Genomic DNA, 26,756 nt, shown 5'->3' on the forward strand with positions numbered 1-26,756 from the left:
AGCTGCGCCCCATGATCCACCTCCAACAATGGTGAATCACGTCAGCGGCCCAAGCGCAACCGCCGATTCAGATTTCAAGCGCGATGCTCTAGAGTAGAGTTGCAACGCTTCAGCTCGAACCGAAGGACGAACCCAATGACCACCTCTTGCGCACAGGCCGCCCTGGGGGTGGGGCATGCCCCACCCCCAGGGCGATCAGCGAATTTCCACCACGAGCGTGGACGCTATCCACGCGTCGCCCGCAGGCGCTCCGTGTAGCGGGCCGGCATAGCTGGCGTCGACCACCGCCCCGCCTGCATCAGCCCGGGCAGGTCGACGCCGGCGGCCAGCAAGTCCTGCGCGGCGCCGACGCGCAAGGAATGCCCGCTGAAGCCGATGGCGCACGGGTCGGCCTCGCCGGTGCGCCGCGCCACCACCTCCCGCACGGCCTCGGTGCTCATCCGCTCGCCGGCGCCGCTGCGCGCCAAGTGACAGAACAGGTAGCCCCCCTCCCTGGTGAGCGGCCCCGGACCGTCCGGTTCGGCGGGCCACCGCGGCGCCACCTTGCGCCAGGCGGCGAGCGCCGCCGCCGTCTCGGCCGACAGCCAGACCTCGGCGCCCTGCCCGTCCTGGTCGGTCTTCGAGCGGCTGATCCGGATCGTCGCCTCGCCCGGGTGAGCGTCCGGATTCAGGACGGGATCGACCGGGTGCAGGTCGGCCCAGCGCAGCGCCACCAGCTCGTCGGCGCGGGCCAGGGTGTCGCGGCCGACCAGCAGCAGCGCGCGATCACGGAAATCGATCGGCTTCAGCGGCTTCTTCCGACCGGGCTGGTCGGGATCGAGACGGTCGAAGATCGGCGCCAGCACCGCGTCGGTCAGGGCCGCCGCCTGCCGTTGCTTCGACCCGAGCTTGCGTGCGTGCCCGCGTCGCTCCAGCGTTCACCATCCAGTGCAGACAGGGGTTGGGCTCGTTCGCAGAGCGGTGGATCAGGGCAATCGAGGCGAGGTAACGGGCCACCGTCGCCGGTTTCCGGGACGAGCCGATCGCCCGGATGTAGCTCCCCACGGTCGCCGGCTCCGCCGGCAGCCAGGACACCCCCTGCTGGTCGCACCAGACCGCGAACAAGCGGATGTCGGCCTCGGTGGCGCGCAGCGTCGCTGGCGCGTAGGCGCGCTGAGCCACGTCCATGAAGGTGTGCAGGCTTGCCATGGCGGTGTCGGTGAGGTCCGGCTTGGGAACCGCCATGGTGACGGCCGAGCCGGCGCACGGGTTGGGGAAGCCGCCGGCGGCGTGCCACCACGCCAGCGAGCTGCGGTAGCGTCGCAGGGTGGCGGCCGACCGGCCGTCGGCCGCCGCGGCCTCCAAGAAGGCCGCCACCGTCTCCCGGCTGGCCGGCATCGCCTGACGCTTGGTCTGCCCGCACCACGTCACAAACAGTTTGGCGTCGCCACGCAGCGCCCGCCGGGTCGAGAGCGCCATTACCCGGTCGGCAAAGGCTTCGCGCAGACGGTCGACGTCGACGGCCGTCAGCGACGGAACGTAGGCGAATGGGATCGCGGGAGACCCCGCTTCTGTAGCCTCGTCATCGACGTGGCTGGACACCTTACCAGGAGAGGACTCAGCGGTTCGGGGAGGCATCGCCATGGGCCGGCGCACAACCATCACACCCGCAAACCCTCGAGCGCATTTCTGAGCGCATAGGCCGCAGCAGGACTCGACCACAGGGATGGGGTAGTGGACCGCAGCTTTTCACCTACCACCTCGGCATCAACAATCCTGTCAATCCGCTTCTTTTCCCCTCTCATGCCGACGTAAAGGAGGATGGTCCAAGCGCGCAGCGCGTGCTCGTCCCGTGCCAGTTCTTCGGTCAGACGCTCCCGCGAGTCATTCCACTGGCTATGACCGGACGCCACAATCAGTGGCCAACCGGTGCGGACCTCTGCACGCCATCGCCCTTCCGTCACCGACTGGCAAATCGTCTCGCGGATCTGGTCAGAAAGGGAGGATGCATCCGTAGGCGTCAGAAAATCTTCACCGTGATCACCCTTGTGAAACCCTCCACCGGAAGGGAAGCTGAACCGATGCAGCAGCAAGGACGGAGCATCATAAGACCCGGCTGCAATCAACTTCCCCAAGAGTATGCGAACCATCGTCTCCCGATCGGCGTTGCGTTCGCCGGCGCGCCTCTGGTCACCAAGTGGCAAAGCTGATCGAATTTATTGCAGGCTGACAACGCTTGCCGAACGTCAATCTCCGCGCCGGCCGGCACCAACAGCGGTGCCATACTAAAGGTCCAAAGAGTTTGTTCCGGTGCTGGATCCTGCAGATCTGGATAGGCGGCGAGCAGGCGGTTCATGAAGGCCTCCAGCCGACCCTCCTCATGGAATTGCTTCAGACCAGCGCTCTTGCCAGCCTCGTCCAGAGCCAGCCAAGACGTCACCTCCGCGCGGGAGATCATGCCTGGGTGTCGCCGCAAAGTAGTTCACGCAAAATTCTAGCGAGGAAATGTAAGAGATTCTTCGCGTCTCCGTCATCCATTTGATGCAAAAGCAGAGAGGATGCTGCGAAAAGCAGAAAGTGGATCGGGTGAAAAGTGCCACGGCATCCGCACAGCTCCCAGGCGCTGACGACCGTCTCCGAAGAGGACTGGGCTCTTGCCCGCGAGCGCGAACCCATCGTTCGTGACTTGGTGCAAAACCCTCCCACCTATGGCGCCCGGGCGGAAGCGATGGCGGCGGCGGCCAGCGAGCTCGCCCTCACCCCCAACCATCTCTACCGTTTGCTCAAGGCCTACGAAGCCGACCCCCGGACCCGCTCCCTGCTGCTGAAGGTGCCGGGTCCCGCCAGTGGCGAAAGGCGCCTGGACGACCGGGTCGAGGCCATCATCGAGGAGGAGATCAAGGGCACCTACCTCACCCTCCTCCACCCCAAGAAATCGCTGCTGATGAAGGGCATCCACGCCCGGTGCGCGGCGGAGGGCCTGACCAAGCCGGCCCGCCAGACCGTGGACACCCGGCTGGCGGCGATCAGCAAGCGGGAACAGACCAAGCGCCGCCATGGACGCAAGAGGGCGCGGAACGAATTCAACCCGATCCGGGGATCGCTGGAAGCCGAGCGCGCGCTGGAGATTATCCAGATCGACCACACCCCGGCCGACCTCATGGCCGTCGAGCCCGACAGCCTGGAGGTGATCGGTCGCCCGTTCATCACCTTGGCCGTCGACATCCGGACCCGCATGTACTGCGGCTTCTACCTGACCTTCGATCCGCCCTCGGCGACCAGCGTCGCTGCCTGCATCGCCCACGCCGTGATGGACAAGAGCGAATGGCTGGCGTCGCGGGGGTTGCCGGCCCGCTGGCCGGTCATGGGCCTGTGCGAGGTCGTCCACACCGACAACGGCAAGGAGTTCCACTCCAAGGCCTTCACCCGCGCCTGCGAGGATTACGGCATCGAGCTGCGCTACCGGCCGCCCGGCACGCCGCACATGGGCGGGCATGTCGAGCGCCGCATCGGCCATCTGAGCCAGGAACTGCATCTGCTGCCCGGCACCACCTTCTCCAACATCAAGGCGCGCGGCATCTACGACGCCGCCGGCAACGCCTGCCTCACCATCACCGAGATCGAGTGGCTGGTGGCCAGCATCATCCTGGAGCACCACGCCTCCTTCCACGAAGGCATCGGCACGTCGCCCAACGCCAAGTGGGCGGCCGACACCGAGGGCAGGGTCTTCCGGATGCCGGCCGACCTGCGGACCTTCCACCGCGACTTCCTGCCGTTCGAGGAGCGGACGGTGCAGCGCGACGGCGTCCACCTGTTCAACATCTCCTACTGGCACGACGCGCTGACGCCCTTCCTCCACGACAAGCGCAAGGTCACCGCCCACTACAACCCTGCCGACCTCTCCAAGGTCTTCATCCGCGGCGTGTCGGGCGAGTACCTGGAGGTTCCCTACCGCAACCTGCGGCGTCCGGCCATTTCCCTGTGGGAGCACAAGGCCGCGAGCCGGGCGCTGCGCCGCCAGGGACGCGCCGGCGTCGACGAGGCCATGATCTTCGACATGGTGCTGGCCCGGCGCAAGCTGGTGGAGGAGGCCAGCGGCCGCAGCCGGCGGGCGCGCCTGGAACGGGCCCGGGGCGCCGGTCCACGGTCGACACCGGCCCTGCCGACGGCTCCCACCGCGCCGATCATCGACGCGGCGTATCGGGTCGTGCCCGACGGCGGCGCGGACGACGCCCCGCTCGACCTGCCCTTCTACGACACGGAGACCTGGGATGACTGACGACGCCTACCGGCATCTCGGACCGTCGGCGCTGGAGGTGATCGCCCTGTCTCCGGAGGAGCGGATCGTCCGCATGCAGGGCCGCCGCTTCACCGAATACCCGCGCTGCCGCTTCGTCCTCGACCTCATGCTCGACCAGTTCGAGCAGCCGGCCGGCACGATCAAGCCCAACCTGCTGATCTGGGGCGAATCCGGCCAGGGCAAGTCGACGATCATGCGCAAGCATCTGCGCGACCACCCTGCGGTGTTCGACCGGAGCTCCGGCGTGCGGCGCACCAGCGTGGTCGGGCTGGAGATGCCGCCGATGTGCGACGTGAAATGGTTCTACACCCAACTGCTGCGGGCGATCGACGCCCCGGTCAACGAGAGCCGCGTCAACATCCCGGTCATCGCGGACCGCGTCGTCACCCTCTACCGCCTGACCGGGGTGCGCCAGATCCTGATTGATGAGTCGCACAACATGCTGATGGGCACGCTGCGCCAGCAGGGGATCATGCTGACGGTGATCCGCCACCTGAGCAACGTGCTGGGCATCCCGCTCGTCCTCTTCGGCACCCAGGACGCCCGCGAGGCGCTGATGCACGACCATCAGCTCACCCGCCGCTTCCGCTTCGTCGAGCTGCCGGTCTGGGAGGCCGGGGAGGAGTTCCAGACGATGGTCGGCAGCGTCGTGCGCACCCTGCCGCTGCGCCGGCCCTCGACTCTCACCACGCGCTCGATCCGGGCGCTGCTGTCCCACTGCGGGGGAACCACCGCCAAGCTCTTCGAGACGCTCATCGACCTCGGCATCGACGCGATCCAGGTCGGCGAGGAGCGGATCACGGCTGACATGGTCAACGACCTCATCGGCCGACCCGGGATGGCGTGACTGGGATGCGGCTGTTCGCCTCCATCCCGGACTTGCCCGTTGTCCCCCGGCCGGCGCCGGGCGAGGCGCTGGGCGGTTGGGTGGAGACGATCGCCAACCTCTACGGCCTGAGCCGGGCCGACTACCTGGAGCGGCTCGGCGTGCCGCGCCGCTGGGTGACCGAGGCAATCAACCGGGACCTCGTGTTCCGGCCGCTGCCCACCGTGATGGCGCGGCTGCAGGTCGACACGGGGATCGCCGGGGAGGTGCTGCGGGGCATGACCTTCGCGGGGCTCGACCGCCCGCTGGAGGACGCCTGCCTGAACCATCACGTCCCCTGTCCGGAGTGCGCCTACGAGGCCGAGCGCCGGGCGGATCGCCGGTCGAGCTGCTGTTCGCGCGCGCCGCCTGGCGCGTGGTCTGTCCGCTCCATCCCCCCGACCTGGACCCGCGGGAGGTCGTGGCCGGGGTGCCGCTGCCGGCTTTCTACGATCAGGTGCGGCATGTCATCGGGTTCCTCGATCGGGCGGCCTTCGACCGCTCCGTCTTCCAGGAGGTGCTCGGCATGCGCTTGGCGCCCGCCTACTCTGTCGACGTCTTCCTGTGGTTCGTCCACCTGCTCAACAGCTTCCTCAAGGTCGAGATCGCCGACATCGACACGATGCGCGAGCGCTGCGAGTTCCGCATCCTGAATGCCTACGACACGAGCGCCGACCTCCGGCCGGTACCGCTTGCCCATGGAGGAGCGCAATGGGCTGACCGTGTCGCTGGTCCTGGCTTGGCAGCTCGTCACGGCGCCCTTCACCACCCTGTTCGCCGGCCTGCGCACGAGCAACCGGGCCGGCCGCAAGACGGACCGCGACTAGGCGCAGTTCACGGCCATGATCCGGCTTCTCCTGGAGGTCTGGCCGGGCGAGATGCTGGCGATGCCGATGATGGGCCGGGCTCGGTCGGTCGGGTGGCAGTCGAAGGACACGGTCGCCACGCACACGGCCCAGACCCTCGCCAAGCCGTGGAGCAACCACCCCAGCTACACCGAGCGGCTGGCCGAGGCGCATTGGAATCACATGGCCTGGGCCAGGGCGCTGCTGGCCGACCGGCCTCCGGTCACGGGGAACCACCACGTTTCGCGCTTTCCGTCGGTCGGCACCTTCCATTACCGCCCCGTGGCGGCCAACACCCAGGCCGCGTCGCGGATCGGCGCCGCGCGTCAGGCGGCATGGGACGAGCGGAACCTCACTCTTGGCAAGCGGCCGGGGTTGCCACGGTTTCCCGAGAAGGCGATGCGGCGCGCCCGAGGGCGCTCCACGTCGCTCCCGAGCCGGACAGCCCCGTCACTGACGATCAGCCCGCACATCCTGGATGCCGTCCGGCAGGTTCTGGAGGCTCATGGGCCGTTGCCGAAGAAGCTCCGCGCCCGTGAGCGCCGGGCTCTGCTTCGCAAGCTGTCCGCGGCAGCCGCCAAGCACCTGACCGAGACAGCGGGGCGCGAATCGTCCATCCACCACGACGACACCATCGGGTCGACCCTTCAGCGCGAACACCAAGTTCCTGGGGTTCCGTCTCGACCCAATGGGCGGTGACATGGCCCTCGCTTTCGAGGCAGTCTCGAACGTCCGAATCTGACCCAAAGCAGACGTGTCCATTGTGCGCCATCCCACCTTTTCCGTAGTCGCAGCCAATCTCGTAACATTCTGCCGCGACAGCAACCAAAGAGAGCGATTCGGTGATTTTTCAATTCTGTGCATATAATTGGCTAAGAACACTTAGTTGTCGATGTTCGTTCACTTCTTCAATTTCATTTACTTTGCATCTTGCAGGGTTGATGCAAAATGCGACGCCAAAAGCTTTGACAGAACAGATACCCGGTGGACATACAGCGTCCATCGCGTTGCGATATCGGGATATCTATCAAGTGCGTCAATGGCCCCGTTATTGCTTGGGATGACCTATTGGGACGCAGGCCGACAGCGTACCCACCCCCAAAATCAATCGGTGCCCGAACCATGAGAAACCTGCGCATCGTGAACAAAGTCCTTCTGATGCTGCTGCTTATGGCAGCTCTCGCCATCGGCCTCGCAGGTACAGCCCTGATTAACTTGCAAAATGTCAGTGATGAATATTCAGATCTGACCAATCAGGAAATGCAGGCTTCTCTCTGGTTGGCACGCGCCAACTCGGCACTCAACGCCGTGCGGGGCAACGTTTATCAAATGATAGCCGAAGAGGACGAGCCTAGGATTCGCCAAGCGGCAGCTATGCTTGATGAGGAAGGCAAAAGTGCCCTGGAGCGGAGCGCCAAAGCGGCAAAGGCCCTGCCGCCGCTCGCTTCCGAAATCAAAGCGGTGCAGAGGAAGCTTGAAGGGATGATCCAAATTTCGGACATCTTAAAGTCGGAGGCGATAAGAAATAATGATAGAGCAGCGCGTGATATCGTTGTCCAAAGTTTTGATCCAGCTTATGCGGACGTCCGTACTGAAATGCGTAACTTGATTGGTCGGGTCGATCGCCAATCACAAGCGGCTGCGGATGCGACAGAGGCCTCAGCCCAGTCGGCGGTCTATTGGACGCTGGCCATCGCGATGGTCGGTCTGATCATCTGCCTTGGCGTGGCGGTAGCGATCACACGCCGAACCATCGCTACGCCGATTGAACGGATCACCCATACCATGGGCGAGCTGGCCGCCGGTAAGATCGACATCCTCGTCGAGGGCAGCGAGCGCCGTGATGAAATCGCCGGCATGGCCAAGGCGGTACAAGTCTTCAAGGAGAACGCACAGGAACGAGCTCGACTGGAGGCCAAACAAGCCGCGGAACAGATTGCCAAGGACAAGCGCGCTGCAACCACGGAACGATTGCTTGTGACCTTCGAACGTACCGTTTCCAACACGTTGAGCAGTGTAGCGTCCGCCTCGACCGAACTCAGCCAGACGGCCGACAGCATGGCCACACTTGCCGATCAGACCAACCAGCAGGCGACAGCTTCGGCCGCAGCGGCTGAACAAACTTCGGCAAATGTACAGACCGTAGCGGCTGCTACGGAGGAGATGAGCGCGTCAATCCATGAGATCAGTCGCCAAGTCGGCAAATCCAATGAGATCGCTGCGGTGGCGGTTGCCCAGGCGGAGGAGACGACCGACACCGTGCGTCGCCTCGCGGATGCGGCCGGATGCATCAACGATGTGGTGAAACTGATCCAGGACATCGCCAGCCAGACCAACCTGCTGGCACTGAACGCCACTATCGAAGCGGCACGCGCGGGCGAGGCCGGAAAGGGGTTCGCGGTCGTCGCCAGCGAGGTGAAGGCGCTCGCCAACCAGACGGCGAAGGCCACGGAGGAAATCGCATTGCAAATCGCATCGGTGCAGACCGCGACCCAGAGCACGGTGAGAGCGATTGAAGGCATTGGCAACACCATCACCACGATGAATGAGATTTCTTCGGCCATCGCAGCTGCCATTGAAGAACAGAACGCCACGACTGGCGAGATTACCCGTAATGTCCAGCAGGCCGCCCAAGGTACGGAAGAGGTCAGCGGTACCATCGTCCAAGTGAACCAAGCCGCAAGGGAGACAGAGACTGCGGCAACACAGGTTCTCAGCGCTTCAAACGAACTGTCACAGCAGGCAGAAGGGTTGCGTCGCGAGGTCGAGACGTTTCTCGCTAACATCCGGGCCGCCTGATCGGCGGATAAAGGCAGAATTGAAATAAAATCTGCCTCTTTTTGTTGCCTCTTATATGGCAGCTTCTGATACGCCTCAGCCTGTAGTCTCGCTCATCCACGGAGCTTCAACGGTCTCAGCCAACCCTTATGGATATGGGCCTTTCCCAACCGGAAAGGCCCATATCCATAAGGAGACCAAGGATGAGCCACAATATTCAGGTGGGGCGGGTAGCATGTAAGCGTCTGCCGAACGCCGCCTTGTTGGGGGTGAGGAAATAGGTGAAGAGCGGGTCTACGGAGGCTCCATTGGAGTCCAGAAGGAGGCTCGCTTGATGCAGAGGGTCGAGATCATTACCGGCAAGGAGCGGCGCCGGCGTACGCCTCCGGTGAGAGCCGCCTTGGCAAAACAGGGTTTGATGTCTGAGTTTTGCGTTGCGCGTCATCGCGCTGACGCAAACGAGTTGCAAACGTCATGGCTTACCAGCGTATCGAGGTTTTGACGGGCCGGGAACGGCGGCGGAGCTACACGCCGGCGGAGAAGGTGCGGATGGTGGAGGAGGCGTTCCGGCCCGGCGTGGTGGTGACGGAGGCGGCCCGTCGGTTGGGCGTGCATGAAAGCCTGCTGTATCGCTGGCGGGACCTGACGAAGGTCGGCGGGACCTCCGTGGCCGAACCGCCCAGCTTTGTCGCGGTGACCATCACGCCGGAGCCGAGCGTAACCGAACCGCCGGTCGTGGAGCCCCCTGAGCCATTGCCGCTTCCGGCCACGCCGGCCACGCGCCCTGCAGTCGTCGAGGTCATCCTGCCCAGCGGGGCACGCCTGCGTCTGGAAGGGGCGGTGGATCCGGCCCTGGCGGCGGCCGTCGTCGGTGCCCTGGCATGATCCCGGTGCCGAGTGGCGTGCGGGTATGGCTGGCCAGCGGGCACACGGACATGCGCAAGGGCTGGGCGAGTTTGGCGCTGCTGGTGCAGGAACGCTTCGCCCAGGACCCGCACAGCGGCCATCTCTTCCTCTTCCGCGGGCGCCGGGGCGATCTGGTGAAGATCATCTGGTATGACGGCCAGGGCAGTTGCCTGTTCATGAAGAGGCTGGAGCGGGGGCGCTTCATCTGGCCGACGCCGGCGGACGGCGCGGTTTCGATCTCGGTCGGGCAGATGGGCTATTTGCTCGAAGGCATCGACTGGCGCAACCCGCAGAAGACATGGCGCCCCGAAACCGCGGGGTGACTGCGACACGGTGAATCGACGCACCGGTTCAGGGGAGATTGCGGCGGCTCGACGGCGCGTTCCCGGGTAAACTGGCGCCATGACCTCCGCCCCGCTCCCCTCCACCTCGTCCGACGATGTCGCAAACTTGCGCGCCGCCTTGGCGCAGGCCGAGGCGCGGGCGGACGCGGCCGAAGCCGAAGCGGCGCGGGCCAGGGCGATAGCGTCGAATACCGAGGCGCTGATCGCCGGCCTCAAGCTGGAAATCGAGAAACTCCGGCGCGAACTCTATGGCACGCGCTCCGAACGCAAGGCGCGTCTGCTGGACCAGTTGGAGTTCCAGCTCGAAGAGCTGGAAGCGACAGCCAGCGAGGACGAGCTGGCGGCTGAGCAGGCTGCCGCCAAAAGCACCGCGGTGGCGGCCTTCACCCGCAAGCGGCCATCGCGCCATCCCTTTCCCGAGCATCTGCCGCGCGAGCGCGTCGTTGTGCCGGCTCCGGCGAACTGCCCGTGCTGCGGCTCGGACAAGCTGTGCAAGCTGGGCGAGACGATCACCGAGACGCTGGAAGTGATCCCGCGCCACTGGAAGGTGATCCAGACGGTGCGCGAGCGGTTCTCCTGCCGGGCCTGCGAGACGATCAGCCAGCCGCCGGCACCGTTCCACACCACCCCGCGCGGCTGGGCCGGCCCCAACCTGCTGGCCACCCTGCTGTTCGAGAAGTTCGGCCAGCACCAGCCGCTGAACCGGCAGGCCGAACGCTTCGCGCGGGAGGGCGTGCCGCTCAGCCTGTCCACCCTGGCCGACCAAGTGGGCACCGCCGCCGCGGTGCTGAAGCCGCTGCACGACCTGATCGCCGCGCATGTGATGGCAGCCGGGCGGCTGCATGGCGACGACACGCCGGTGCCGGTGCTGGCCAAGGGCAAGACCGACACCGGGCGGCTGTGGGTGTATGTGCGCGACGACCGGCCGTTCGCCGGCCAAGCCCCACCAGCGGCGCTGTTCCACTATTCGCGAGACCGCAAGGGCGAACATCCCGAACGGCACCTAACCGGCTTCACGGGCTGGCTGCAGGCCGATGCGTTCGCCGGCTACAATCGGCTGTACGAACCCGACCGCCGGCCGGGGCCGATCCGCGACGTGCTGTGCTGGGCGCATGCCCGGCGCGGCTTCTTCAAGCTGGCTGATATCGCCGCGAACACCAGGCGCGGCAAGGACGCCCCGCCGATCTCACCGCTGGCGCTGGAGGCTGTGAGGCGCATCGACGTCCTCTTCGATCTCGAACGCGCGCTGAACGGCAAGCCGGCGGCCGAGCGGTTGGCGGCCCGCCAGGAGCACGGCGTTGCCCTGGTAGCCGAACTGGAGAACTGGATGCGGACGGAGCGCGCCCGGCTCTCCCGCCATGCCCCCGTGGCCAAGGCGATGGACTACATGCTGACCCGCTGGAACGGCTTCACCCGCTTCCTCGGCGACGGCCGGCTGTGCCTGACCAACAATGCCGCCGAACGCGGCCTGCGCGGGATCGCCCTCGGGAGGAAAGCGTGGCTGTTCTGCGGCTCCGATCGCGGCGGCCAGCGGGCGGCGATCATGTACGGCCTGATCACCACGGCCAAGCTCAACGACGTCGATCCCCAGGCGTGGCTTGCTGATGTGCTGGCGCGCATCAACGACATGCCACAAACCCGCCTGCGCGAACTCCTGCCCTGGGAATGGAAGGCAATCCGCGAGCAGACGAAAGCTGCCTGACCGCGGCACTCAGCGGATGCTTACGACGAAGGCCTGCTCGGTCGCGTCGATCTCGGTCTCGCCAGCGACCACCAGCCATGCCGCTCGTCGGTAAGCGTCGTCTGTCGGCTGCCTTGGACCCGCCGCCTGATTCATCGTGCCGCAGTCATCCGGCGGCTTCCGGACGCCAGGTCTTCTGGGGCATGCGCCAGTCGATCCCCTCCAGGAGATAACCCATCTGTCCCAGGCTGATCGCCACCACCCCGTCGGCTGGCGAGGGCCAGAGGAACCGGCCACGCTCCAGCCTCTTGGAAAACAGGCACATGCCTTGGCCGTCGTGCCAGATCACCTTGATCAGGTCACTGCGGCGCCCCCGGAAAATGAACAGATGCCCACTGTGCGGATCGTGCCCGAGGACCTCCTGGACCTGGAGCGCCAGACCGGCCCAGCCCCGGCGCATGTCCGAAAAGCCCGCCGCCAGCCACACCCGCGTTCCGGGCGCCGTCGGCACCATCACGCCCCCAACACCGACAGAACCCGCCGGAGCGCCTCGGCGTCGACATGACGGTCAACCCGCAGACGGTGCCCGCCCGACAGTTCGATCTCGATCACGCCATCCGCCGGCACCGGCCCGCCTTCCACCGCGGCCGCCGGGGCCGGGATGGCGGGCAGAGCGATGGAAGCCTCCGTTGGCGGCGACAGCGTGACCATCGCCAACTCTTCCTCCGGCCGGACGACCACCGGTAGGAAGCTGGCCGGCGCCGCTTTGGACGTTCGCGTCCGGCTGCGCGTGGCCAGCCCCTGCGATTGCCGACGCCACGTGTAGAGCAGCCCGGTGGAAATCCCGTAGCGCCGCGCCACCGCGCTGCCCGAGGATCCCGCCCGCTCCATCTCTGCCACGATCGCCAGCTTCTGGTCGACGCTCCAGCGCCGACGCCGCTCCGGCCCCGGCAAAATCTCAGCCTTCGATACCGATCCCGTCATAAGTGCGCTCGTAAGAGGTGCTTCGCCAAAACACCCCAGACAAGACAGCGAACCGCGACGCCTTCAAGGCGGTCCTCGCCGGATAGATACCGCGGATCTCGGCCTCCACTGCGTACAACTGGGCGATGCGCCGCAAGGCTTCGCTGGCGATCGGCGCCGAGCCGCCGGTCTGGAGATCATAGAAGCCGCGGCGGACGTGCGCCCAGCAGAAGGCGAGGCGCACGGCTCCGCCCTCGGCCAGCTTGCGATAGCCGGCATAGCCATCGACCTGGAGCACGCCGGTGAACCCTTGCAGATGCGCCACCGGCCGTTCCGCCTTGCGATCGGGAGCATAGACGTAGGCCACCGCCGGCGGCTCCGGTCCGTTCCAGGGGCGATCGTCGCGCGCGTAGGCCCAGAGCTGGCCGGTCTTCGTGCTGCCCCGTCCGGGGTCGAGCACCGGCGCCGTCGTTTCGTCGGCGAACAGCTTGCCCGATGCCTTCAGGCTGGCCAGCAACCGCTCATGCAGAGGTCGCAGGTACCACGCCGCCCGCCCAACCCAGTCGGCCAGGGTGGAGCGGTCGAGATCGACACCCTGGCGTGCGTAGATCTGGGCTTGGCGGTAGAGCGGCAGGTGATCGGCGTACTTGGACACCAGCACGTGGGCGATCAGCGCCTCGGTGGGGATGCCGGCGTCCACGATGCGCGCCGGCGCCGCGGCCTGCACGACGCCCTCCTCGCACTGGCGGCAGGCGTATTTCGGCCGGCGGGTCACCAGCACCCGGAAGCGGGCCGGGACGAGGTCGAGACGCTGCGAGACATCCTCGCCGATGGGATGCAGCGTGCCGCCGCAACACGGGCAGGTCTTGTCGGCGACATCGATGAGGATCTCCTCGCGTGGCAGATCGGCTGGCAGGTTGCCGCGGTTCACCCGACGCCGGGGCTCCGAAGGGGCTGGCTTGGCCGCGGCGGTGCCGGTGGGCTCGGCTTCCTTGGCGGCCAGCGTCTGCTCCAGGTCTTCCAAGGCCAAGGCCAGCTGGTCCGGATCAAGGCGCTCGGCCCGGCGGCCGAAGCGATGGCGCTGCAATTCCCGGATGATCTGGCGCAACCGGGCGATTTCCTCCTCGGCCGAGGAGCGGGCCGCCGTCAACTCCGCGGCATGCCGGAGCCGTTCGGCCAGCAGCAGGGCACGCAGTTCGTCAGGATCGCTGGGAAGGGGTTCAGGCGCGGTCGTCACGTCCACCAGTATAGCGGCGGCTTGCGCCGTCCTCGCCTGCGAAGCGGCAAGCGAGTCGCTGTGTCGCAGTTCAGCCGGCGGACGTTGGCCACGGCACCCGCACGCTCCGCACACGGGTCCAGTCCAGACCCTCGACGAGCGCTGAGAGCTGAGCCGGGGTCAGCCGGATCACGCCGTCGCGGATCGCTGGCCAGCGGAACTGGCCGACCTCCAATCTCTTCGCGATGAGAACCAGTCCGGTGCCGTCCCAATGCAAGAGCTTGACCCGATCGGCTCGCTTGGAGCGGAAGACGTAGACGACCCCGCTGAAGGGATCCGCCCCCAGTTGCTGCTGCACCAAGGCGGCCAACCCATCCATGCCCTTGCGGAAATCGACCGGCTTGGCGGCGACCAGGACTCGCACCGCGCCCTCGATGCCGATCACCGCAACGCCCTCACCGCGCGCAGCACCGCCTTGACGGTGGCGCCATCCATGCCAGCCGGCACGCGCACCATCGCATCGCCGATCTGCACTTCGATGGCCGGGGGCTCCTTCGGCATCGGCGTGGCGGAGGACGGCGTGGTGTCCAGCACCACTGGGGCGAACACCATGCCCTCCTGGGAGCGGCTGGCGGTGCGCGCTTCCCGACGCCAGCCGAACACCTGCTGGGGCCGCAATCCGTGACGACGGGCCACTTCGGAGACCACGACCCCGGGTACCGCCGCCTCAGCCAGGATCCGCGCCTTCTCCTCTGGCGACCAGGTCCGGCGCCCTACATCGCCCGTGATCACCTCCATGCGGCGCACCAGCACGGGCTCCTGGTCAAGCGTAAGGTCAAGCGTAGACACAAACCGTTCTCCCGATCATGCGATCCGGGAGATTCGCTCCGCCTTGATCCCGCCGAAAGGTGGGACCAGCACACCGCTTACGACAAACGCCTTCCATTCGTCGCTCATCAGGTGCGCGTCGGGATCGACAGCGGCTTCCAGCACGCGCTCGGCCTCGTCGAGCGACAGATCAGCAACCACAGCGGCACGAGCCTCGCCCGCCGGTGTGCCCGGCTCCCGACCGCTTGGCCGCTGAACGACCGCGAGTGCTGGTGTCTTCGTCGTGCGGGGCTGGCCCTTGCGTCCTCGCCCCAGCTTAGGAGGATTGGGATCTCGGCGCGGCTTGGCGCCGAAATGGAATTCGTCGATCTCCACCGTTCCGCCCAGCGGATGGTCGCGCAACACCAGGAGCCGCAGAACATGGCCCATCCGCCATGCCGTCGGCTGGCTGACGCCGAGTGCTTCAGCCAGACGGATAGACGAGATGCCCTTGTCCGATTGCAGGATGAACCACAGCCCCGTGAGCCAGGTCCGCAACGGCAGCTTCGTTCCATGTAGCGGGGTTCGTGTCGTCACGGTGAACTGGAAGCGGCAGTCTGGATTGCAGCACTGATAAAGTCCCGGCCGGCACCGTCGTCCCGTGTCGCGCCCCGCCAAAGTGATTGAGCGCCGCGAGCCGCAGGCAGGACAGAGCCGTCCATTCGGCCACACCATCGCCTCAACCAGCCGGCGGCACCGCGCCTCGTCGTGGAATGCTTCGGTCATCTCCGACACGGTCCGAATGGCCGTCAGCTCTTCGAGTACCGATCCCATCGTCCCCTCCGTGCTTGATGGCTGAGAGTCGCACGTAAGCGCTGGGGAGGATACGCTTTACTGTGTTTGGTTGATAATGGCGGCGTATATTTCCGCCCGTTCTATGGCGTCACCCCAGCGTTGGCGACAGCTACGACAACGCTTTGGCCGAGACGATCAACGGCCTCTACAAGACCGAGGTGATCTCCGGCGCCGCAGGCCTTGGCCCAACCCTGGAAGCCGTCGAGTTCGCCACTCTGGAATGGATCGACTGGTTCAATCACCGGTGTCTGCTCGAGCCCATCGGCAACGTTCCCCCGCAGAGGCCAAAGCACGCTACTATGCCCAAGCTGGGGACATCACCATCGCGGCGTGACTCAACCAAATCAGCCCCCGACAAACCCAGGGCGGTTCACACATCCATGTCAGATGTAGGAAGGATCAGCGCTATGGAACATGAAACCAAAATCAAGCTCAGCATTGGCCTGAAAGACAAGCAATTGAGAGAAATGTTCCTTGAGAAAATTCGTCAATTGGAAGCTGGAGAAGCCGTGACAGAGTGCGACACCATCTTTAATTTTCAGAGCTGGGAGCACTTCATCTCCGAACTGATGAAAGAGGACCCTGAGATGGTGGCGGACGTGATGTCGGTACCGGAAACCGACCGTTTCGTTCTGTTCGACACGCTGGCCGGCCAATCGGCTCTGCAGCGGATCCTGGACCGCCATCCCACCGAAAGCTGTTGCGAATGAAATCCGATGTCTGGCTCCACAGCGGCCCACCGGAAAGGCGCCGGTAGGCGTCTTAACCCTGTCCGCTGCCAAGCCCTCGTTATGAATGGGACCATCTCACAGCCCACGAAAGGACAGCAAGCGAAAGGCCAAACACCATGAACAAAACCACCCCCCTTACCGACGCCGAACACGCCGCCGCCATGGCCGCTATCGACTGGGAGGCGATCGATGCGATGATGGACGAGGACATCGCTCGTCAGATCGCCGAGAACCCCGACGCTCCCCCCGACCTGTCCGACGGCCCACCCTCCACCGTGCGGGTGATTCATCCCCTTGGCGGCGTCAATGTCCGCGGCATCCGCGCCAAGCTCGATCTGACCCAGGCTGAATTCGCAGCCCGCTTCGGCTTCGCGATTGTCACGCTGTGCGATTGGGAGCAAGGCCGCAGCACCCCGGATGCACTCACCCGGCCCCTGCTGTTCGTAATCGAAGAAGCGCCGGAACTGGTTGCGCGCACGGTCGCCCGCCGCGCTGCATGAAGGCAAACGTCAGTTCTCAGGGAGAGCGCCGTCATCCAATGGAGATTCCTCCAGCACCAGAACCTGTTCGATCTGCTCGACAGTCGGCAGATCCCTGGCCAGATCCGGAGGGAGTTCTTCCGCAAGGCGAACCTGAACCGTGTACTCGGCCACACCGATCGGCTTCGCAGCATCGCGCAGGGCGTACTCGACGACTGTCCGGTTGCGGGACTTGCACAGGATCAGGCCGATGCTCGGTGCCATGTAAGGCTCTCGCTTCAAATCGTCCAGGACGGCCAAGTAGAAATTCATCTTCCCCACATACTCCGGTGCGAAATCATCCATCTTCAAGTCAATGACGACGTAGCGCTTGAGCTTGAGATGGAAGAATACCAGGTCGAGGTAGTAGTCTTGGCCTCCGACCTCCAGGTGATATTGGCTGCCGACGAAGGCAAAGCCCATGCCAAGTTCGATTAGGAACCGCTTGAGATTCTCGATCAGCCCCGCCTCCAAGTGCCGCTCGTGGGCCATGGCGCTGATCGACATGAATTCGAAATTATAGGGGTCCTTCAACGCCTGCTGAGCCATTTCCGAGTCCGGCGGCGGGAGCGTGCGGGTGAAGTTGGTAACGGCACCGCCTTGGCGTTTATGAAGCTCGGATTCTATTTGAAGTACGAGGACATTCCGCGTCCAGCCGTTCTGGATCGCCGCCTTTGCGTACCAGATCCGAAGTTCCTGGTCCTTCAGCTTGTCGAGCAAGGCAATCTGCGTCCACCATGGCATTCGTGCAAGGACGCCTTGCACAAACCGACGGTCCGGCCACGCGTCGGCGAAGGACCTCATATATTTGAGGTTCCGTGGGGAGAAGCCCCTCTCACCGGGGAACTCGCCCTTGAGATCGATGGCCAGCCGGTCGATGACCTTCGCGCCCCACCCCTGCTTCTCCTGCCGGTCCAGGATATCCCGGCCGATTTCCCAGTACAACAGGGTCTGCTCGGCATTCACGGCTTGCATGGCGCGGGCCTGCGCCTGCCTGATCCGAGCCTTCAAGCCCACCAACCACTCCGTGTATCCAACCGGGGCAGGAAGCTCAGCCATAAGGTCCTCTTCAAAAGGGCAAGAGACCGACAGCACGGGCGCCGTCAGCCGCATCAGTTCAGAGCAGCAACTCCGGTCTTTCTCGTCACACAAAGCAGATGGGTTGTCGGTGGTCAACGTCATCTGCAAAGCGGTGGCGGCGATCTGACCCCGTACCCGAAGGCGGTGGCCAAGTCGTTTTGGGCCGACCGGTCCTGCTACGCATCGCAAGCCTTCCACCCGCCTCCACAGGCGATTGGAGGCAACGATTGGACTTGGCACCGTGTGAGACACGTCACGGTGTGGAAACCATGGACGCTCCGGTCAGCAAACCGTACGCCGCCAAACCGCAATCACCGGAAGCTCCCAGCTCTCGGTGTGGATCGCTCCTCGCCGCGTTTCCGCACCATCCCGCGCGTGGCGCCGGACGATCGCATGCACGCTGGCCCGCTCAATAAACGGAATCAGCGGCGACCACTCCTGGCTGGCCGCTCCCGACAGGCACCCAATCACCGTACCGTCCCCGGCCAGCACCGACACCCGTTCGTTCGGTGTCCGCGGAGCCCGCAACACAACCGCCTCACCCGGCCGCAGCGTGCTCAAGGCCCGATGCACGGGCGCCGTCGCGGGCTGGCGGGCAGCGAAGTCGATGTACAGCTCACCAAGCCCGAGCACGGTGCGCCGGCGTTGGTAAAGACGCGGATCGGCCCGCTCCGTGGCGGCGGCGGTCACGCGCTCCACGCCGTCGATCAGCGGCAAATGCGGGTTCTTCACATCCGCACGGCGCATCAGGGTCAGCGTCTCGCGCGCCCGCGTCATCCCGACATAGAACAGCCGGCGCTCCTCCTCGGTGTCGGCGGCGGTTCGCGTCGATTGCCAAGCGGCCCATCCTCCGTCAAGGACGATGACGTGCGGAAACTCCAGCCCCTTCGCCCCGTGCAGCGTGCCGATGTGGACGCCGTCTCCGGTCGAGCGCTCGCGGCGGAGCTGGGCCAGCCCTTCGTACAACGCCTCGCGCACCGCCTCCGGTTCCATGGCACGGCCGCCGCTCGTTGCCGTCCAGCCGTCGAGCAGCTGCTCCACCAGCTCCCACCAGGGCGAGTCTCCCCGTTCGCGCCGCAAGGCCGCAAGCTGCCCCCGCAGCCATGCTTCGTCGACGCGCGCGGGCGCCGCCCGCAGCCGGTCGAGGAAGGCCAGAACCTCGCGCAGCCGGTGTAGGGGAAACCGATCCGACGTGTCGTCATAGGCGGGATCGCAGGGCACGCCGGCATGGTCGCACAACGCGTGGAACGGCTCCAGGTCAGGGCGCTGCCGCGCCAGCACAGCGAAGGCGCTCCATGGCGTGCCGGGGTGCCGGGCGCGCTGCCGTTCGATGGCCGCCAGCACCGCGCCGACCTGATGGGCCGTGTCGTCGATCGCCAGTACCCGCACCGGGTCGCCCATCGGCGCGTCAGCCCGGCCCCGGTCGATACGGATCGGGTGCTCCGCCTTCATCCGGTCGGTGTTGTGGCGGATCAACGTGTTCGAGGCGGCGATCACCGCAGCCTTGGAGCGGTAGTTCTCGACCAGATGGCGAACATCCGCCACGTAATCCGCTTGGTAGCGGCGGATGAACGCGACGTCGGCGTCGCGGAAGCGATACACGGACTGGTCGTCGTCGCCGACGGCCATCAGGGCGATCCGGGTCTCGACATCCTTTTCCTGACGGCCAGCGATTACGGAGACGAAATCATACTGCTCCCCGTTGATGTCCTGGTACTCGTCGATCAGGATGTAGCGGTACCGCGCCAGCAGCCGCTCCCGAACCTCGTCGGCGTCAAGACCGGGACAGGCACTATCCCCACGCAGAAGCGCCGTGGCGTCCTGGATCACCGTCTTGAAGGGATCGGACGCTTTCGCATCCGTTCCATGGTCCAGCCGTTCGGCGATGCTCGCCCCGACCAACCGCATGGCGAGCGCGTGGTAGGTATGGGCGTCGATCCAGCCGGCCTCGTCCCCAAGCAGGGCGCGCAGCCGGCGTCGGATCGACAGCGCGGCCGTATGGTTGAAGCACAGCACCAGGATCGCCTGCGCCGGCACCCGCAGCACGCGCATCAGGTAGGCGCAGCGATGAACGATGACCCGGGTCTTCCCCGATCCCGGCCCGGCGAGAACCAGCAGGTTGCGCCCGACCGGTGCGGTGACGATCGCCTCCTGCGCCGGGTTGGCAAGGTCGGTGACGATGCGCGCGTAGGTGTCCGCCGACACCGGCCGGGCCAGCTCGCTGCGCCGCCCCGGAAAATGCCGGGCCAGGAGCCGGTCCTCCGGCAGGGTGAAATAGTCGGCGAGGAAGCCCGCCGCCCGATCGGGGCTGGCGAGCCCCAGGCGGGCGTATTCGCCCATGGCGTGGATCTGGAAGGTGCGGCCGGCGTAATGGCGGGCCAGCGGCTCATGATCGTCCTTGGTGTAGCGCCGCCCGCGCGCCTCCGCCGGCAAGCGCAGGCTCAGCCCCTGGCGGAACACCGACAGGCCGCCTTGCAGCAGGATTACCTTCCAGTCGTGCAGCATCAGCAAGGCCGCCTGCACCGCGGCGACCGGGTCGGCGATCTCGGCGGCCAGAAGCGTGTCGCCGGTCACCGCCTGGGCCAAATCCTCGACGGCAAAGGGCACCACCGCCTTGCCCGCCCCGTCGGTCGCCCGGCCGGCGGCCAGCAGACGCTCCAGGATCATGGCGGCGACGGCTTCCTGACGGCGAAGGCCGTCCTCCAGGACGTCCCAGCCTCCCGACAGCTTCAGGCTGTAGCGCCGGCGCCCCACCATGGCGAGACGCAGCCGCGCGCCGTCGCCGCGGTTGGTGTCGGCCAGCGTCTTCAGCAGCCGCAGGACCATCTCGGGCTGGCACTCGGCGCACCCGCCGTCACGCAGGCGCTGGGTGGCCGCCGACAGCGACAGGCGAACCTCCTCGCCGTCGGGCGCCTCCTCCCGCAACACGGCCAGAAGGGTGCGGGCGGCGCCGGCAAATTGGGCGAGGACACGGCGCGACGCGTTGACGCCCGATGGCCGCACCTGCGCCGTCAGAACCGTTCCGCTCTCGATCAGGCCGTGGCCGGCCATCGCCGCCAGAACCGTCAGAACCTTGGCGGTCGCCTCCTGCGGCGGCCCGGCAGTGTCCGCCGCCAAGGGGTCCAGGGCTGCCAAGCTGTCGACGGTCAGCGGGTGTTCCTCGCTGGGATCGGCGGCGACGGCCACCAGCGTGCGGAAAATGGCCATCCACTGCGCCACCGTTCTGGCGGGCAGGCCCAGCCGCTCGATGGTGGCGCGCGCCTGCTCCAGCGACAGCGGTTTCGGCCGCGCGGTGATGACGGAGGTCCGGTTCTCCGACCGGATCACCAAGCCGGCGCGTTCCAGCCAGGACAGCGCCGTCTTCACCTTGGTGTCGGCAGCGGCGTCGTCCGGCGCGAAGCCGAGGTCAAGTTCGGGATCGGCGACCAGTTCGCCCACCGTCGCCACCACCTCGTCCCTCTCCAGGCGCTGGGACAGCCGCCGCACGCTGCGCAGGATCTGCCCCACGTCCCGCCGCCGCAACTCCGACCGGGCCGCCAGGCGAAACTGCGCCTCCAGTTCGTCGGGATCGAACAGCAGCACGCAGGCCGCCGGCAAGCCGTCCCGCCCGGCCCGCCCGGCCTCCTGGGTGTAGGCCTCCAGCGAGCCGGGCACATCGGCATGCACCACCAATCGCACGCTGTCCTTGTCGATGCCCATCCCGAAAGCGTTGGTGGCGCAGACCACGGGAACGCTGCCGGCGATGAAGCCCGCCAACACCTCCTCCTTGTCGGCCGCCTTCATGCCGGCGTGGAAGGCGGCGGCCGGCCAGCCATACCCGACCAGCGCGTCGCGCAGCTCCTCGGTCCGCCGTCGGGTGGCGGCGTAGACCACGGCACAGGCCGGCGCTCCTTCCCGCTGCACATGCTGCTCCAGCAGCAGAGCGATGCGCTCGATCTTTTCGGCCGGGACGACCGCCTCCACGGCGAGGGTCAGGTTGGAGCGCTCGACGCCGCCGGCGTGCAGCTCCAACTCCTGGCCGAGCCGGTCTCGGATGTGGCTGCGGATCTCGTCCACCACCTCGTGCTTGGCGGTGGCGGTCAGGCAGGTGACCGGCGGTGGCGGGGCGTCCTGACGCTCCGCCAGTTCGGCGATGAAGCGCGCCGTGTAGAGATAATCGGGACGGAAGTCGTGGCCCCATTTGGACAGGCAGTGGGCCTCGTCGAACACCCAGGCGCCGATCTCGCGCTGTTCGAGGGTGCGAACGACGGACGGGTTGCGCAGCTGCTCGGGCGACACGTACAGCAAGGCGACATCGCCCTGCCGCACCCGCTCCATCACCGACCCGCGCTCGGGCAGGGTGAGCGAGCCGTAGAGCGCGGCCGCGGCGGCCGGGCGGCCGGTCTTGCTGCGGAAATTATCGACCTGATCCCTCATCAGGGCCTGCAGTGGCGACACCACCACCGTCAACGCCCCGCTGCGTTGATGGCGGGCCAGAGCAGGCACTTGGAAGCACAGGGACTTGCCGCCGCCGGTGGGAAGCACCGCCAGCGTCGGCTGCCCGGCAAGCCCGGCCTCGACGATCCGCTGCTGCAGGCTGCCGCCATCGGCAGCCGCTGGACTGGCCCGGAAGGCATCGAAGCCGAAGGTTTCCCGCAGCCAGTGAAACGCGCTGAAGGCGGTACGGCACCAGGCGCAGGACGGGTCGGCGCAGGGCGTGTCGCGCAGGCTTCGCAGCAGCGGCGCCACCGCCGGATGGCGGTGCCTCACCCAGGCCGGCAGGACCGAGGAGCCACCGGCCACACCGAGCCAAGCCAACGCGTGGGCGAACGCAAGGCGAGCGTCCGCCGGTTCCAGCTCCGTCGCAACGAGACGATCGGCTGCGGTTGCGCAGACCCGCGTCGCCACGCACCGCCGCCACAGCGCAAAGGCCGCCGATGCCGAAGGCGGCAGGGCCGCACCGCACAGGCCGAACAGATCGGCCATGCCGCCGTGCCCCGGGCCGGACAACGCGAAGCGATGGAACGCGGCGACGTCCGGCATTCGCCGCGCCAGACGGGTGAAGGCGGCGATCTCATCGCGCAGCACCATCCGGCACAGCCGGGCGTCGGCAACCGGATCGTTTACCGTGTCCTTCGCGATCTTGTAGCCCTTGATGAGCCGGTGGTAGGGATTGGCGGGAAAGGCCAGGGGCGACAGCACCAGCGTGTCCACCACCGGCAAGGCCCAGACGTCCAGCCCCGGCAACGCGTCGCGCAGGATCACGAGGTCGTGCGCCAGGATGTTGTGGCCGGCGATCCGCACGGCTTTCCGTGCGAAGTTGCCCAACCCGGCGGCGGCCAGGGAGCCGGCCGCGCCTTTTTCCCAACGAAACATGTCCTCGCCGAGCACCGCGCCCACCACCCTCGGGTTCCCACCCCGATCGGCTTCGACGTCGATGAACAGCGTGGTCGTCAGCCAGGCGTCGAGGGTTGCATCGGATGGCCCGGCTCCCGCTTGCCGGTTCCGGGAAAGCGCGTCGAAGAGGTGCGGTCGCAAGGAAGACCTTCACTTCAAAGAGGATAGGGCCGGATGAAAATCTTCTACAGCGTGCGAATGAATCGTCACAACGCCGTTCTTGCGTTGCGACCTTTCGGCACGGGTAAACGGCGCGATGATGGCCGCCGACACCCTGTTGGAGACAACGCCAATTTGAAGACGCTCGGCCCTACCAGACAAGCCACCGAGCGGTTTGCGCGACCGATGGTGGCCACGCTCTTGTGGAAAATCAATTCGGAGGACTGGGCGGTCCTGCAGCAGAGCCATCGCGGCCTCGACCTGACGGCGCCGTGCTGCGGAGCCGTGGTCAGTCCGGCCCAGCCGGCCTCCTTTGGCGCGCCGCATCGTCGCCCTGCCCGATCGCCTGTCCGTTCTCTGCGGCTCTCCCACCCAGCATTTGCTCGAGATCAATAACGTCAAAGGATAATTTGCGGAGGATCACCATCGCTGCCGTGACCGTATCGTGATCAGCGTTGGTTAACCCCAGTTCCACCAAGTCCAATTGCCGCTCGAGCCATTCCCGACGCATCGGCGTCATGATCCTGGTTTGCAACGCACCATTCGGCCCTGAGGTCTGCACAAGTTTGGTGGGTTGGTTGGTGAACCACGAGAAAAGTCTTTCCTTGGCTTCGCGTGGCCGAACGGGACTGTACAGGTTCAAGGCGGCCAGAGCTTCTTTGTCGGAGAGATCGCACAACCCAGTACACAGCGTCCCAATCCCCATGGCATGGGCACAGAGTTGGCAGGCCGATCCCTTGGGCGGCAGCAACGAATTGGCTGCGTCCGAGATCGGCGCCGACATCTGAAATGCCATCGCCGCCCATTCGATTGTCTCTGCCCGCCATCGCTTCGGTGCGGCGGCCGGCGAGTTGGAAGGGCTGCCGCTCATGAGAACCCTCGCCTGAACGGATAGCACGTGGCTGCTCATACCACCTGACCCGAGACCGCCTTGGCTGTCAACAGTCTCTCTGTTTTCATCCTCCTGACGACCTTGTTTTTGATCGAACAAGCGGCAACCGATCCGGCATCACTGGGAGATACGCCTTCCGAAAAGCTGTGAATGCCCCCTGTCAGCGCGATGAGACGGTCTTCCGAACAACAAAAATTGATCTAGTATATTGATATATAATAAAATTAAACTTTCCTACCCGGAATTACCGGGCATTTTGATGCACAGGTGTGATGATCACTGCCGCAGTCTTGCCACCGTCCGAAGCCCCCTATCGCCGGACAACCTTCAGTCGATAACGCGTTTACCCAGGACGGCCGAACCGACCACTGCCCGTTCACAGAAGGTGACGCCCAACCACACACCATGCGCTCGTCACGACACTTGCCAAAGCCAAGCAAAGGTCGAGCCCTGTCAATGTGATAAGGCGACCTCTATTGTTTGAAAGCCCCGTGACGCGAGCCCTTCTGGAGTAGACGGTGAGGCTCCGTAAACATGCGCGTCTCCACAAGATAACAGCTGCAGAGAACAGCCACGTCACCAAGCATAATTATTGATCAATATATATTTTCTATGGATGGACGGGTGTGATTTGTCGCAAGAGCCCCGCGGCGAAGGCACCGTGCCGCTCGGCTCAGGCGAGCGGTCTGTTACAGCTTAAGAGAGAAAATTCCACTTTCACGCCGTTGACTGAATGGGCCCGCGACGGGATGAGGGGGAGCAAGTCGCTCGCCGTCTCGCCCCCGTGGGAAACGCGTTGCATCAGCGTCGCAACATCGTTGCAGAGGGGTCGCAACGGCGTCGCAACATCGTTGCAGGGGGGTCGCAACGACGTCGCAACGTTGCAACCTCCGTCTCTTGGAACGTTGCTACCAGCGTGGCACCGCGTCGCTACGAGCGTCGCAACCCGTCGCAACGTGCGTCGCAACGTAACCGCCTGACGAACTCATACCTCTGAGCCTAAGCATTGACACATGGGAGCCACGGGTAGCTGGTGAGGGAGCGGAGGCGGTCGGGTGTGGCGGTGAGGGCGTTCCAGGCGTCGCAGCAGGCTTCGACGACGGCGTCGTAGTCATCGAGAAGCCGGTGGGAGAGAAAGCGTTCCCGCAGGTACAGCCAGACGCGCTCGACCGGGTTCAACTCGGGACTGTAGGGCGGCAACGGCACCAGCGTGACGTTGTCCGGCACGGCCAGCGCCCGCGATCCGTGCCATCCCGCCTGATCGAGCACGAGCACGGCCTGGACGTCCGGCTCCAGGCTCCGGGAGAAGCCATCCAGGAACAGGCTCATGGCGGTGGTGGAGACGGTGGGCATCACCAGCGCGAAGTCGGCGCCGCTGGCCAAGCAAAGGGCGGCGTAGAGATAGGCCGAGGTGAAGCGCTTGTCGCACAGCCCGACCGGACGCTGCCCGCGTTCCCACCAGCGATGGGCGGTGCGGCCCTTCTGGCCGATGTGCGCTTCGTCCTGAAACCAGAGTTGGAGGCGGCGTTCAGGATGCGCCGCGGCCGCCCCCTTCAGGGCTTCGCGCAGCCCTTTTTCTGAAAGGCGGCCTGGGCCTTGGCGTCCGACTGCGGGTGACAGGGCCGCGTCTTCTGCTTCGACAGGTTCAGCCGGGCGCACGATCGCGTCCCAGTGAGTGGTGTCCGAACGTGAGGCTGGCCCGCCGGAGCGCTCCCCCCTAGCTGGCGCAGGCGGGCCAGCCGTTCGGAAGCAGGCGGTCACCGTGTGTCTTCGGTAAGTTGAGGTTGCTTGACGACCATCAACCGAAACGGAGACCACGATGACCGAGGACAGGATCGCTCTTCAGGACCTGATTGGGAAGAGCGCCGACGCCGATTTTCTGCGCGAGATGGTCGGCTTTGCCGCCCAGCGGCTGATGGAACTGGAGGTGGAGAGCCTGTGCGGCGCCGGTTACGGCGAGCGCACGGACGAGCGGCAGACCAAGCGCAACGGGTATCGCGAGCGGACCTGGGAAACTCGAGCCGGCGCCATTGACCTTCGGATCCCCAAGCTTCGGCGCGGCTCCTACTTCCCGGCCTTCCTGGAGCCACGGCGCACAGCGGAGAAGGCGCTGGTCGCGGTGATCCAGGAAGCCTACGTGCAGGGCATCTCGACGCGCAACGTCGATGACCTGGTCAAGGCGATGGGCATGACCGGCATCTCGAAGAGCCAGGTCAGCCGCCTGTGCCAGGACATCGACGAGCGGGTGCAGGCGTTCTTGAACCGGCCGCTGGAGGGCGACTGGCCCTTCGTGTGGCTGGACGCCACCTATGTCAAGGTGCGCCAGGACGGCCGCATCGTGTCGGTCGCCGCCATACTCGCCATCGGCGTCACCACCGACGGCCTGAACCGCCCCGAGTTTGTCGGAGGCCGATTTGGTTGAGTCACGCCGCGATGGCGACGTCCTCGATTTGAGCATAAT

25 protein-coding genes and 5 pseudogenes are annotated in these 26,756 nt (G+C 65.9%); 13 read left to right on the plus strand and 17 right to left on the minus strand.

Annotation, left to right across the window (positions count from 1 at the left end; all coding sequences use genetic code 11):
* Nucleotides 1-224 precede the first annotated feature (224 nt).
* From EJ913_RS29710 to EJ913_RS31975, 4 genes are read right to left on the minus strand one after another with little or no spacing between them, the layout of a single operon-like run.
* A complete protein-coding gene (locus tag EJ913_RS29710; RefSeq protein WP_185910008.1) occupies nucleotides 225-845 on the minus strand; it encodes a tyrosine-type recombinase/integrase in 621 nt (206 codons plus the stop codon).
* Nucleotides 766-1,581, minus strand: coding sequence for a site-specific integrase (locus tag EJ913_RS29715; protein ID WP_244939548.1), 816 nt, complete (start codon nucleotides 1,579-1,581; stop codon nucleotides 766-768). Before EJ913_RS29715 ends, EJ913_RS29710 begins: the two co-directional genes overlap by 80 nt.
* 59 nt (nucleotides 1,582-1,640) lie before the next feature.
* The gene (locus EJ913_RS29720) at nucleotides 1,641-2,129 is read right to left on the minus strand and encodes a hypothetical protein (protein ID WP_127004796.1); all 489 of its coding nucleotides are present in this window, start codon (nucleotides 2,127-2,129) and stop codon (nucleotides 1,641-1,643) included.
* Nucleotides 2,102-2,437 carry a hypothetical protein gene (locus EJ913_RS31975; protein WP_185910009.1) on the minus strand — a complete coding sequence of 112 codons (336 nt, stop codon included), beginning with the start codon at nucleotides 2,435-2,437 and terminating at the stop codon, nucleotides 2,102-2,104. Before EJ913_RS31975 ends, EJ913_RS29720 begins: the two co-directional genes overlap by 28 nt.
* A 135-nt stretch (nucleotides 2,438-2,572) precedes the next feature.
* Between EJ913_RS31975 and EJ913_RS29725 the strand changes: the two genes are divergently transcribed.
* The 3 genes and pseudogenes from EJ913_RS29725 to EJ913_RS33330 form a co-directional block, all read left to right on the plus strand.
* A complete protein-coding gene (locus EJ913_RS29725) occupies nucleotides 2,573-4,258 on the plus strand; it encodes a TnsB C-terminal domain-containing protein (RefSeq protein WP_127004798.1) in 1,686 nt (561 codons plus the stop codon).
* A complete protein-coding gene (locus EJ913_RS29730; RefSeq protein WP_127004800.1) occupies nucleotides 4,251-5,126 on the plus strand; it encodes a TniB family NTP-binding protein in 876 nt (291 codons plus the stop codon). Before EJ913_RS29725 ends, EJ913_RS29730 begins: the two co-directional genes overlap by 8 nt.
* A gap of 5 nt (nucleotides 5,127-5,131) precedes the next feature.
* Nucleotides 5,132-5,434 (plus strand): annotated as a pseudogene (locus EJ913_RS33330) (TniQ family protein); the annotation flags it as partial.
* Nucleotides 5,435-5,457: 23 nt separating this feature from the next.
* Here EJ913_RS33330 and EJ913_RS32825 read toward each other — a convergent pair.
* Nucleotides 5,458-5,844, minus strand: coding sequence for a hypothetical protein (locus tag EJ913_RS32825; protein WP_244939549.1), 387 nt, complete (start codon nucleotides 5,842-5,844; stop codon nucleotides 5,458-5,460).
* Between EJ913_RS32825 and EJ913_RS33150 the strand changes: the two genes are divergently transcribed.
* The 6 genes from EJ913_RS33150 to tnpC (EJ913_RS29760) all read left to right on the plus strand — a co-directional run bounded on the left by EJ913_RS33150 (nucleotide 5,843) and on the right by tnpC (EJ913_RS29760) (nucleotide 11,719).
* Nucleotides 5,843-5,971, plus strand: a complete 129-nt coding sequence (locus EJ913_RS33150; RefSeq protein WP_280531405.1) for a hypothetical protein — start codon at nucleotides 5,843-5,845, stop codon at nucleotides 5,969-5,971. The genes EJ913_RS32825 and EJ913_RS33150 overlap by 2 nt on opposite strands.
* Nucleotides 5,972-5,986: 15 nt before the next feature.
* Nucleotides 5,987-6,688, plus strand: a complete 702-nt coding sequence (locus EJ913_RS29740) for a hypothetical protein (protein ID WP_127004804.1) — start codon at nucleotides 5,987-5,989, stop codon at nucleotides 6,686-6,688.
* Between the two features lie 423 nt (nucleotides 6,689-7,111).
* On the plus strand, nucleotides 7,112-8,788 hold the full coding sequence (locus tag EJ913_RS29745) for a methyl-accepting chemotaxis protein (protein WP_127004806.1): 1,677 nt from the start codon (nucleotides 7,112-7,114) through the stop codon (nucleotides 8,786-8,788).
* A gap of 453 nt (nucleotides 8,789-9,241) precedes the next feature.
* Nucleotides 9,242-9,652 carry an IS66-like element accessory protein TnpA gene (gene tnpA, locus EJ913_RS29750; RefSeq protein WP_127004808.1) on the plus strand — a complete coding sequence of 137 codons (411 nt, stop codon included), beginning with the start codon at nucleotides 9,242-9,244 and terminating at the stop codon, nucleotides 9,650-9,652.
* Nucleotides 9,649-9,996 carry an IS66 family insertion sequence element accessory protein TnpB gene (gene tnpB / locus EJ913_RS29755; RefSeq protein ID WP_127004810.1) on the plus strand — a complete coding sequence of 116 codons (348 nt, stop codon included), beginning with the start codon at nucleotides 9,649-9,651 and terminating at the stop codon, nucleotides 9,994-9,996. The genes tnpA (EJ913_RS29750) and tnpB (EJ913_RS29755) overlap by 4 nt, the downstream gene beginning before the upstream one ends.
* 79 nt (nucleotides 9,997-10,075) lie before the next feature.
* Nucleotides 10,076-11,719: an IS66 family transposase gene (gene tnpC, locus EJ913_RS29760; RefSeq protein ID WP_127004812.1), complete on the plus strand. Its 1,644-nt coding sequence runs from the start codon at nucleotides 10,076-10,078 to the stop codon at nucleotides 11,717-11,719.
* A 145-nt stretch (nucleotides 11,720-11,864) separates the two neighbouring features.
* Here the strand turns inward: tnpC (EJ913_RS29760) and tnpB (EJ913_RS29765) are convergent, their stop codons facing one another.
* The 6 genes and pseudogenes from tnpB (EJ913_RS29765) to EJ913_RS29790 form a co-directional block, all read right to left on the minus strand.
* The gene (gene tnpB, locus EJ913_RS29765) at nucleotides 11,865-12,212 is read right to left on the minus strand and encodes an IS66 family insertion sequence element accessory protein TnpB (RefSeq protein ID WP_127004845.1); all 348 of its coding nucleotides are present in this window, start codon (nucleotides 12,210-12,212) and stop codon (nucleotides 11,865-11,867) included.
* Nucleotides 12,212-12,682, minus strand: coding sequence for an IS66-like element accessory protein TnpA (gene tnpA, locus EJ913_RS29770; protein WP_127004814.1), 471 nt, complete (start codon nucleotides 12,680-12,682; stop codon nucleotides 12,212-12,214). Before tnpA (EJ913_RS29770) ends, tnpB (EJ913_RS29765) begins: the two co-directional genes overlap by 1 nt.
* A 31-nt stretch (nucleotides 12,683-12,713) precedes the next feature.
* Nucleotides 12,714-13,898: pseudogene (tnpC, locus tag EJ913_RS29775) on the minus strand (IS66 family transposase); the annotation flags it as partial.
* A 70-nt stretch (nucleotides 13,899-13,968) separates the two neighbouring features.
* A complete protein-coding gene (gene tnpB / locus EJ913_RS29780; RefSeq protein WP_127004816.1) occupies nucleotides 13,969-14,322 on the minus strand; it encodes an IS66 family insertion sequence element accessory protein TnpB in 354 nt (117 codons plus the stop codon).
* The gene (gene tnpA / locus EJ913_RS29785) at nucleotides 14,319-14,690 is read right to left on the minus strand and encodes an IS66-like element accessory protein TnpA (protein ID WP_127004818.1); all 372 of its coding nucleotides are present in this window, start codon (nucleotides 14,688-14,690) and stop codon (nucleotides 14,319-14,321) included. Before tnpA (EJ913_RS29785) ends, tnpB (EJ913_RS29780) begins: the two co-directional genes overlap by 4 nt.
* 108 nt (nucleotides 14,691-14,798) lie before the next feature.
* Nucleotides 14,799-15,518, minus strand: a pseudogene (locus EJ913_RS29790) (IS1595 family transposase); the annotation flags it as partial.
* 116 nt (nucleotides 15,519-15,634) lie between these two features.
* On the opposite strand from EJ913_RS29790, the pseudogene EJ913_RS29795 reads away from it, so the two are divergent.
* The 3 genes and pseudogenes from EJ913_RS29795 to EJ913_RS29805 form a co-directional block, all read left to right on the plus strand.
* Nucleotides 15,635-15,873: pseudogene (locus EJ913_RS29795) on the plus strand (integrase core domain-containing protein); the annotation flags it as partial.
* Between the two features lie 73 nt (nucleotides 15,874-15,946).
* Nucleotides 15,947-16,249, plus strand: a complete 303-nt coding sequence (locus EJ913_RS29800) for a hypothetical protein (RefSeq protein WP_127004822.1) — start codon at nucleotides 15,947-15,949, stop codon at nucleotides 16,247-16,249.
* A 137-nt stretch (nucleotides 16,250-16,386) separates the two neighbouring features.
* Complete coding sequence (locus tag EJ913_RS29805; RefSeq protein ID WP_127004824.1) at nucleotides 16,387-16,770, plus strand: helix-turn-helix domain-containing protein; 384 nt, start codon at nucleotides 16,387-16,389, stop codon at nucleotides 16,768-16,770.
* 9 nt (nucleotides 16,771-16,779) lie between these two features.
* Here EJ913_RS29805 and EJ913_RS29810 read toward each other — a convergent pair whose 3' ends face one another.
* The 6 genes from EJ913_RS29810 to EJ913_RS33335 all read right to left on the minus strand — a co-directional run bounded on the left by EJ913_RS29810 (nucleotide 16,780) and on the right by EJ913_RS33335 (nucleotide 26,034).
* Entirely contained in the window at nucleotides 16,780-17,970 is a 1,191-nt protein-coding gene (locus tag EJ913_RS29810) for a PDDEXK nuclease domain-containing protein (RefSeq protein ID WP_244939550.1), read from the minus strand.
* A gap of 180 nt (nucleotides 17,971-18,150) precedes the next feature.
* Complete coding sequence (locus EJ913_RS29815) at nucleotides 18,151-23,385, minus strand: RecQ family ATP-dependent DNA helicase (RefSeq protein WP_127004826.1); 5,235 nt, start codon at nucleotides 23,383-23,385, stop codon at nucleotides 18,151-18,153.
* Nucleotides 23,386-23,394: 9 nt separating this feature from the next.
* Entirely contained in the window at nucleotides 23,395-23,652 is a 258-nt protein-coding gene (locus EJ913_RS29820; protein WP_127004828.1) for a hypothetical protein, read from the minus strand.
* Nucleotides 23,653-23,692: 40 nt separating this feature from the next.
* On the minus strand, nucleotides 23,693-24,394 hold the full coding sequence (locus tag EJ913_RS29825; RefSeq protein WP_127004830.1) for a hypothetical protein: 702 nt from the start codon (nucleotides 24,392-24,394) through the stop codon (nucleotides 23,693-23,695).
* 900 nt (nucleotides 24,395-25,294) lie between these two features.
* The gene (locus EJ913_RS29830; RefSeq protein ID WP_425321134.1) at nucleotides 25,295-25,915 is read right to left on the minus strand and encodes an IS630 family transposase; all 621 of its coding nucleotides are present in this window, start codon (nucleotides 25,913-25,915) and stop codon (nucleotides 25,295-25,297) included.
* Nucleotides 25,849-26,034: a winged helix-turn-helix domain-containing protein gene (locus EJ913_RS33335; RefSeq protein ID WP_425321135.1), complete on the minus strand. Its 186-nt coding sequence runs from the start codon at nucleotides 26,032-26,034 to the stop codon at nucleotides 25,849-25,851. Before EJ913_RS33335 ends, EJ913_RS29830 begins: the two co-directional genes overlap by 67 nt.
* A gap of 80 nt (nucleotides 26,035-26,114) precedes the next feature.
* Here EJ913_RS33335 and EJ913_RS29835 point away from each other — a divergent pair.
* Nucleotides 26,115-26,714, plus strand: a pseudogene (locus EJ913_RS29835) (IS256 family transposase); the annotation flags it as partial.
* Nucleotides 26,715-26,756: the final 42 nt, after the last annotated feature.

This window comes from Azospirillum doebereinerae (assembly GCF_003989665.1).
GTDB lineage: Bacteria > Pseudomonadota > Alphaproteobacteria > Azospirillales > Azospirillaceae > Azospirillum > Azospirillum doebereinerae.

Excerpts from the sequence above, each read along its gene's own strand:
- EJ913_RS31975 (WP_185910009.1), bottom strand. The coding sequence starts at position 2,437 with ATGATCTCCCGCGCGGAGGTGACGTCTTGGCTGGCTCTGGACGAGGCT.
- EJ913_RS33150 (WP_280531405.1), top strand. The coding sequence starts at position 5,843 with ATGGAGGAGCGCAATGGGCTGACCGTGTCGCTGGTCCTGGCTTGGCAG.
- EJ913_RS29730 (WP_127004800.1), top strand. The coding sequence starts at position 4,251 with ATGACTGACGACGCCTACCGGCATCTCGGACCGTCGGCGCTGGAGGTG.
- EJ913_RS29810 (WP_244939550.1), bottom strand. The coding sequence starts at position 17,970 with ATGACGTTGACCACCGACAACCCATCTGCTTTGTGTGACGAGAAAGAC.
- EJ913_RS29720 (WP_127004796.1), bottom strand. The coding sequence starts at position 2,129 with ATGGTTCGCATACTCTTGGGGAAGTTGATTGCAGCCGGGTCTTATGAT.
- tnpA (WP_127004814.1), bottom strand. The coding sequence starts at position 12,682 with ATGACGGGATCGGTATCGAAGGCTGAGATTTTGCCGGGGCCGGAGCGG.
- tnpB (WP_127004810.1), top strand. The coding sequence starts at position 9,649 with ATGATCCCGGTGCCGAGTGGCGTGCGGGTATGGCTGGCCAGCGGGCAC.
- EJ913_RS29745 (WP_127004806.1), top strand. The coding sequence starts at position 7,112 with ATGAGAAACCTGCGCATCGTGAACAAAGTCCTTCTGATGCTGCTGCTT.
- EJ913_RS29805 (WP_127004824.1), top strand. The coding sequence starts at position 16,387 with ATGAACAAAACCACCCCCCTTACCGACGCCGAACACGCCGCCGCCATG.
- EJ913_RS29740 (WP_127004804.1), top strand. The coding sequence starts at position 5,987 with ATGATCCGGCTTCTCCTGGAGGTCTGGCCGGGCGAGATGCTGGCGATG.
- EJ913_RS32825 (WP_244939549.1), bottom strand. The coding sequence starts at position 5,844 with ATGGGCAAGCGGTACCGGCCGGAGGTCGGCGCTCGTGTCGTAGGCATT.
- tnpA (WP_127004808.1), top strand. The coding sequence starts at position 9,242 with ATGGCTTACCAGCGTATCGAGGTTTTGACGGGCCGGGAACGGCGGCGG.
- tnpB (WP_127004845.1), bottom strand. The coding sequence starts at position 12,212 with ATGGTGCCGACGGCGCCCGGAACGCGGGTGTGGCTGGCGGCGGGCTTT.
- EJ913_RS29800 (WP_127004822.1), top strand. The coding sequence starts at position 15,947 with ATGGAACATGAAACCAAAATCAAGCTCAGCATTGGCCTGAAAGACAAG.
- EJ913_RS29820 (WP_127004828.1), bottom strand. The coding sequence starts at position 23,652 with ATGGCTCTGCTGCAGGACCGCCCAGTCCTCCGAATTGATTTTCCACAA.
- tnpC (WP_127004812.1), top strand. The coding sequence starts at position 10,076 with ATGACCTCCGCCCCGCTCCCCTCCACCTCGTCCGACGATGTCGCAAAC.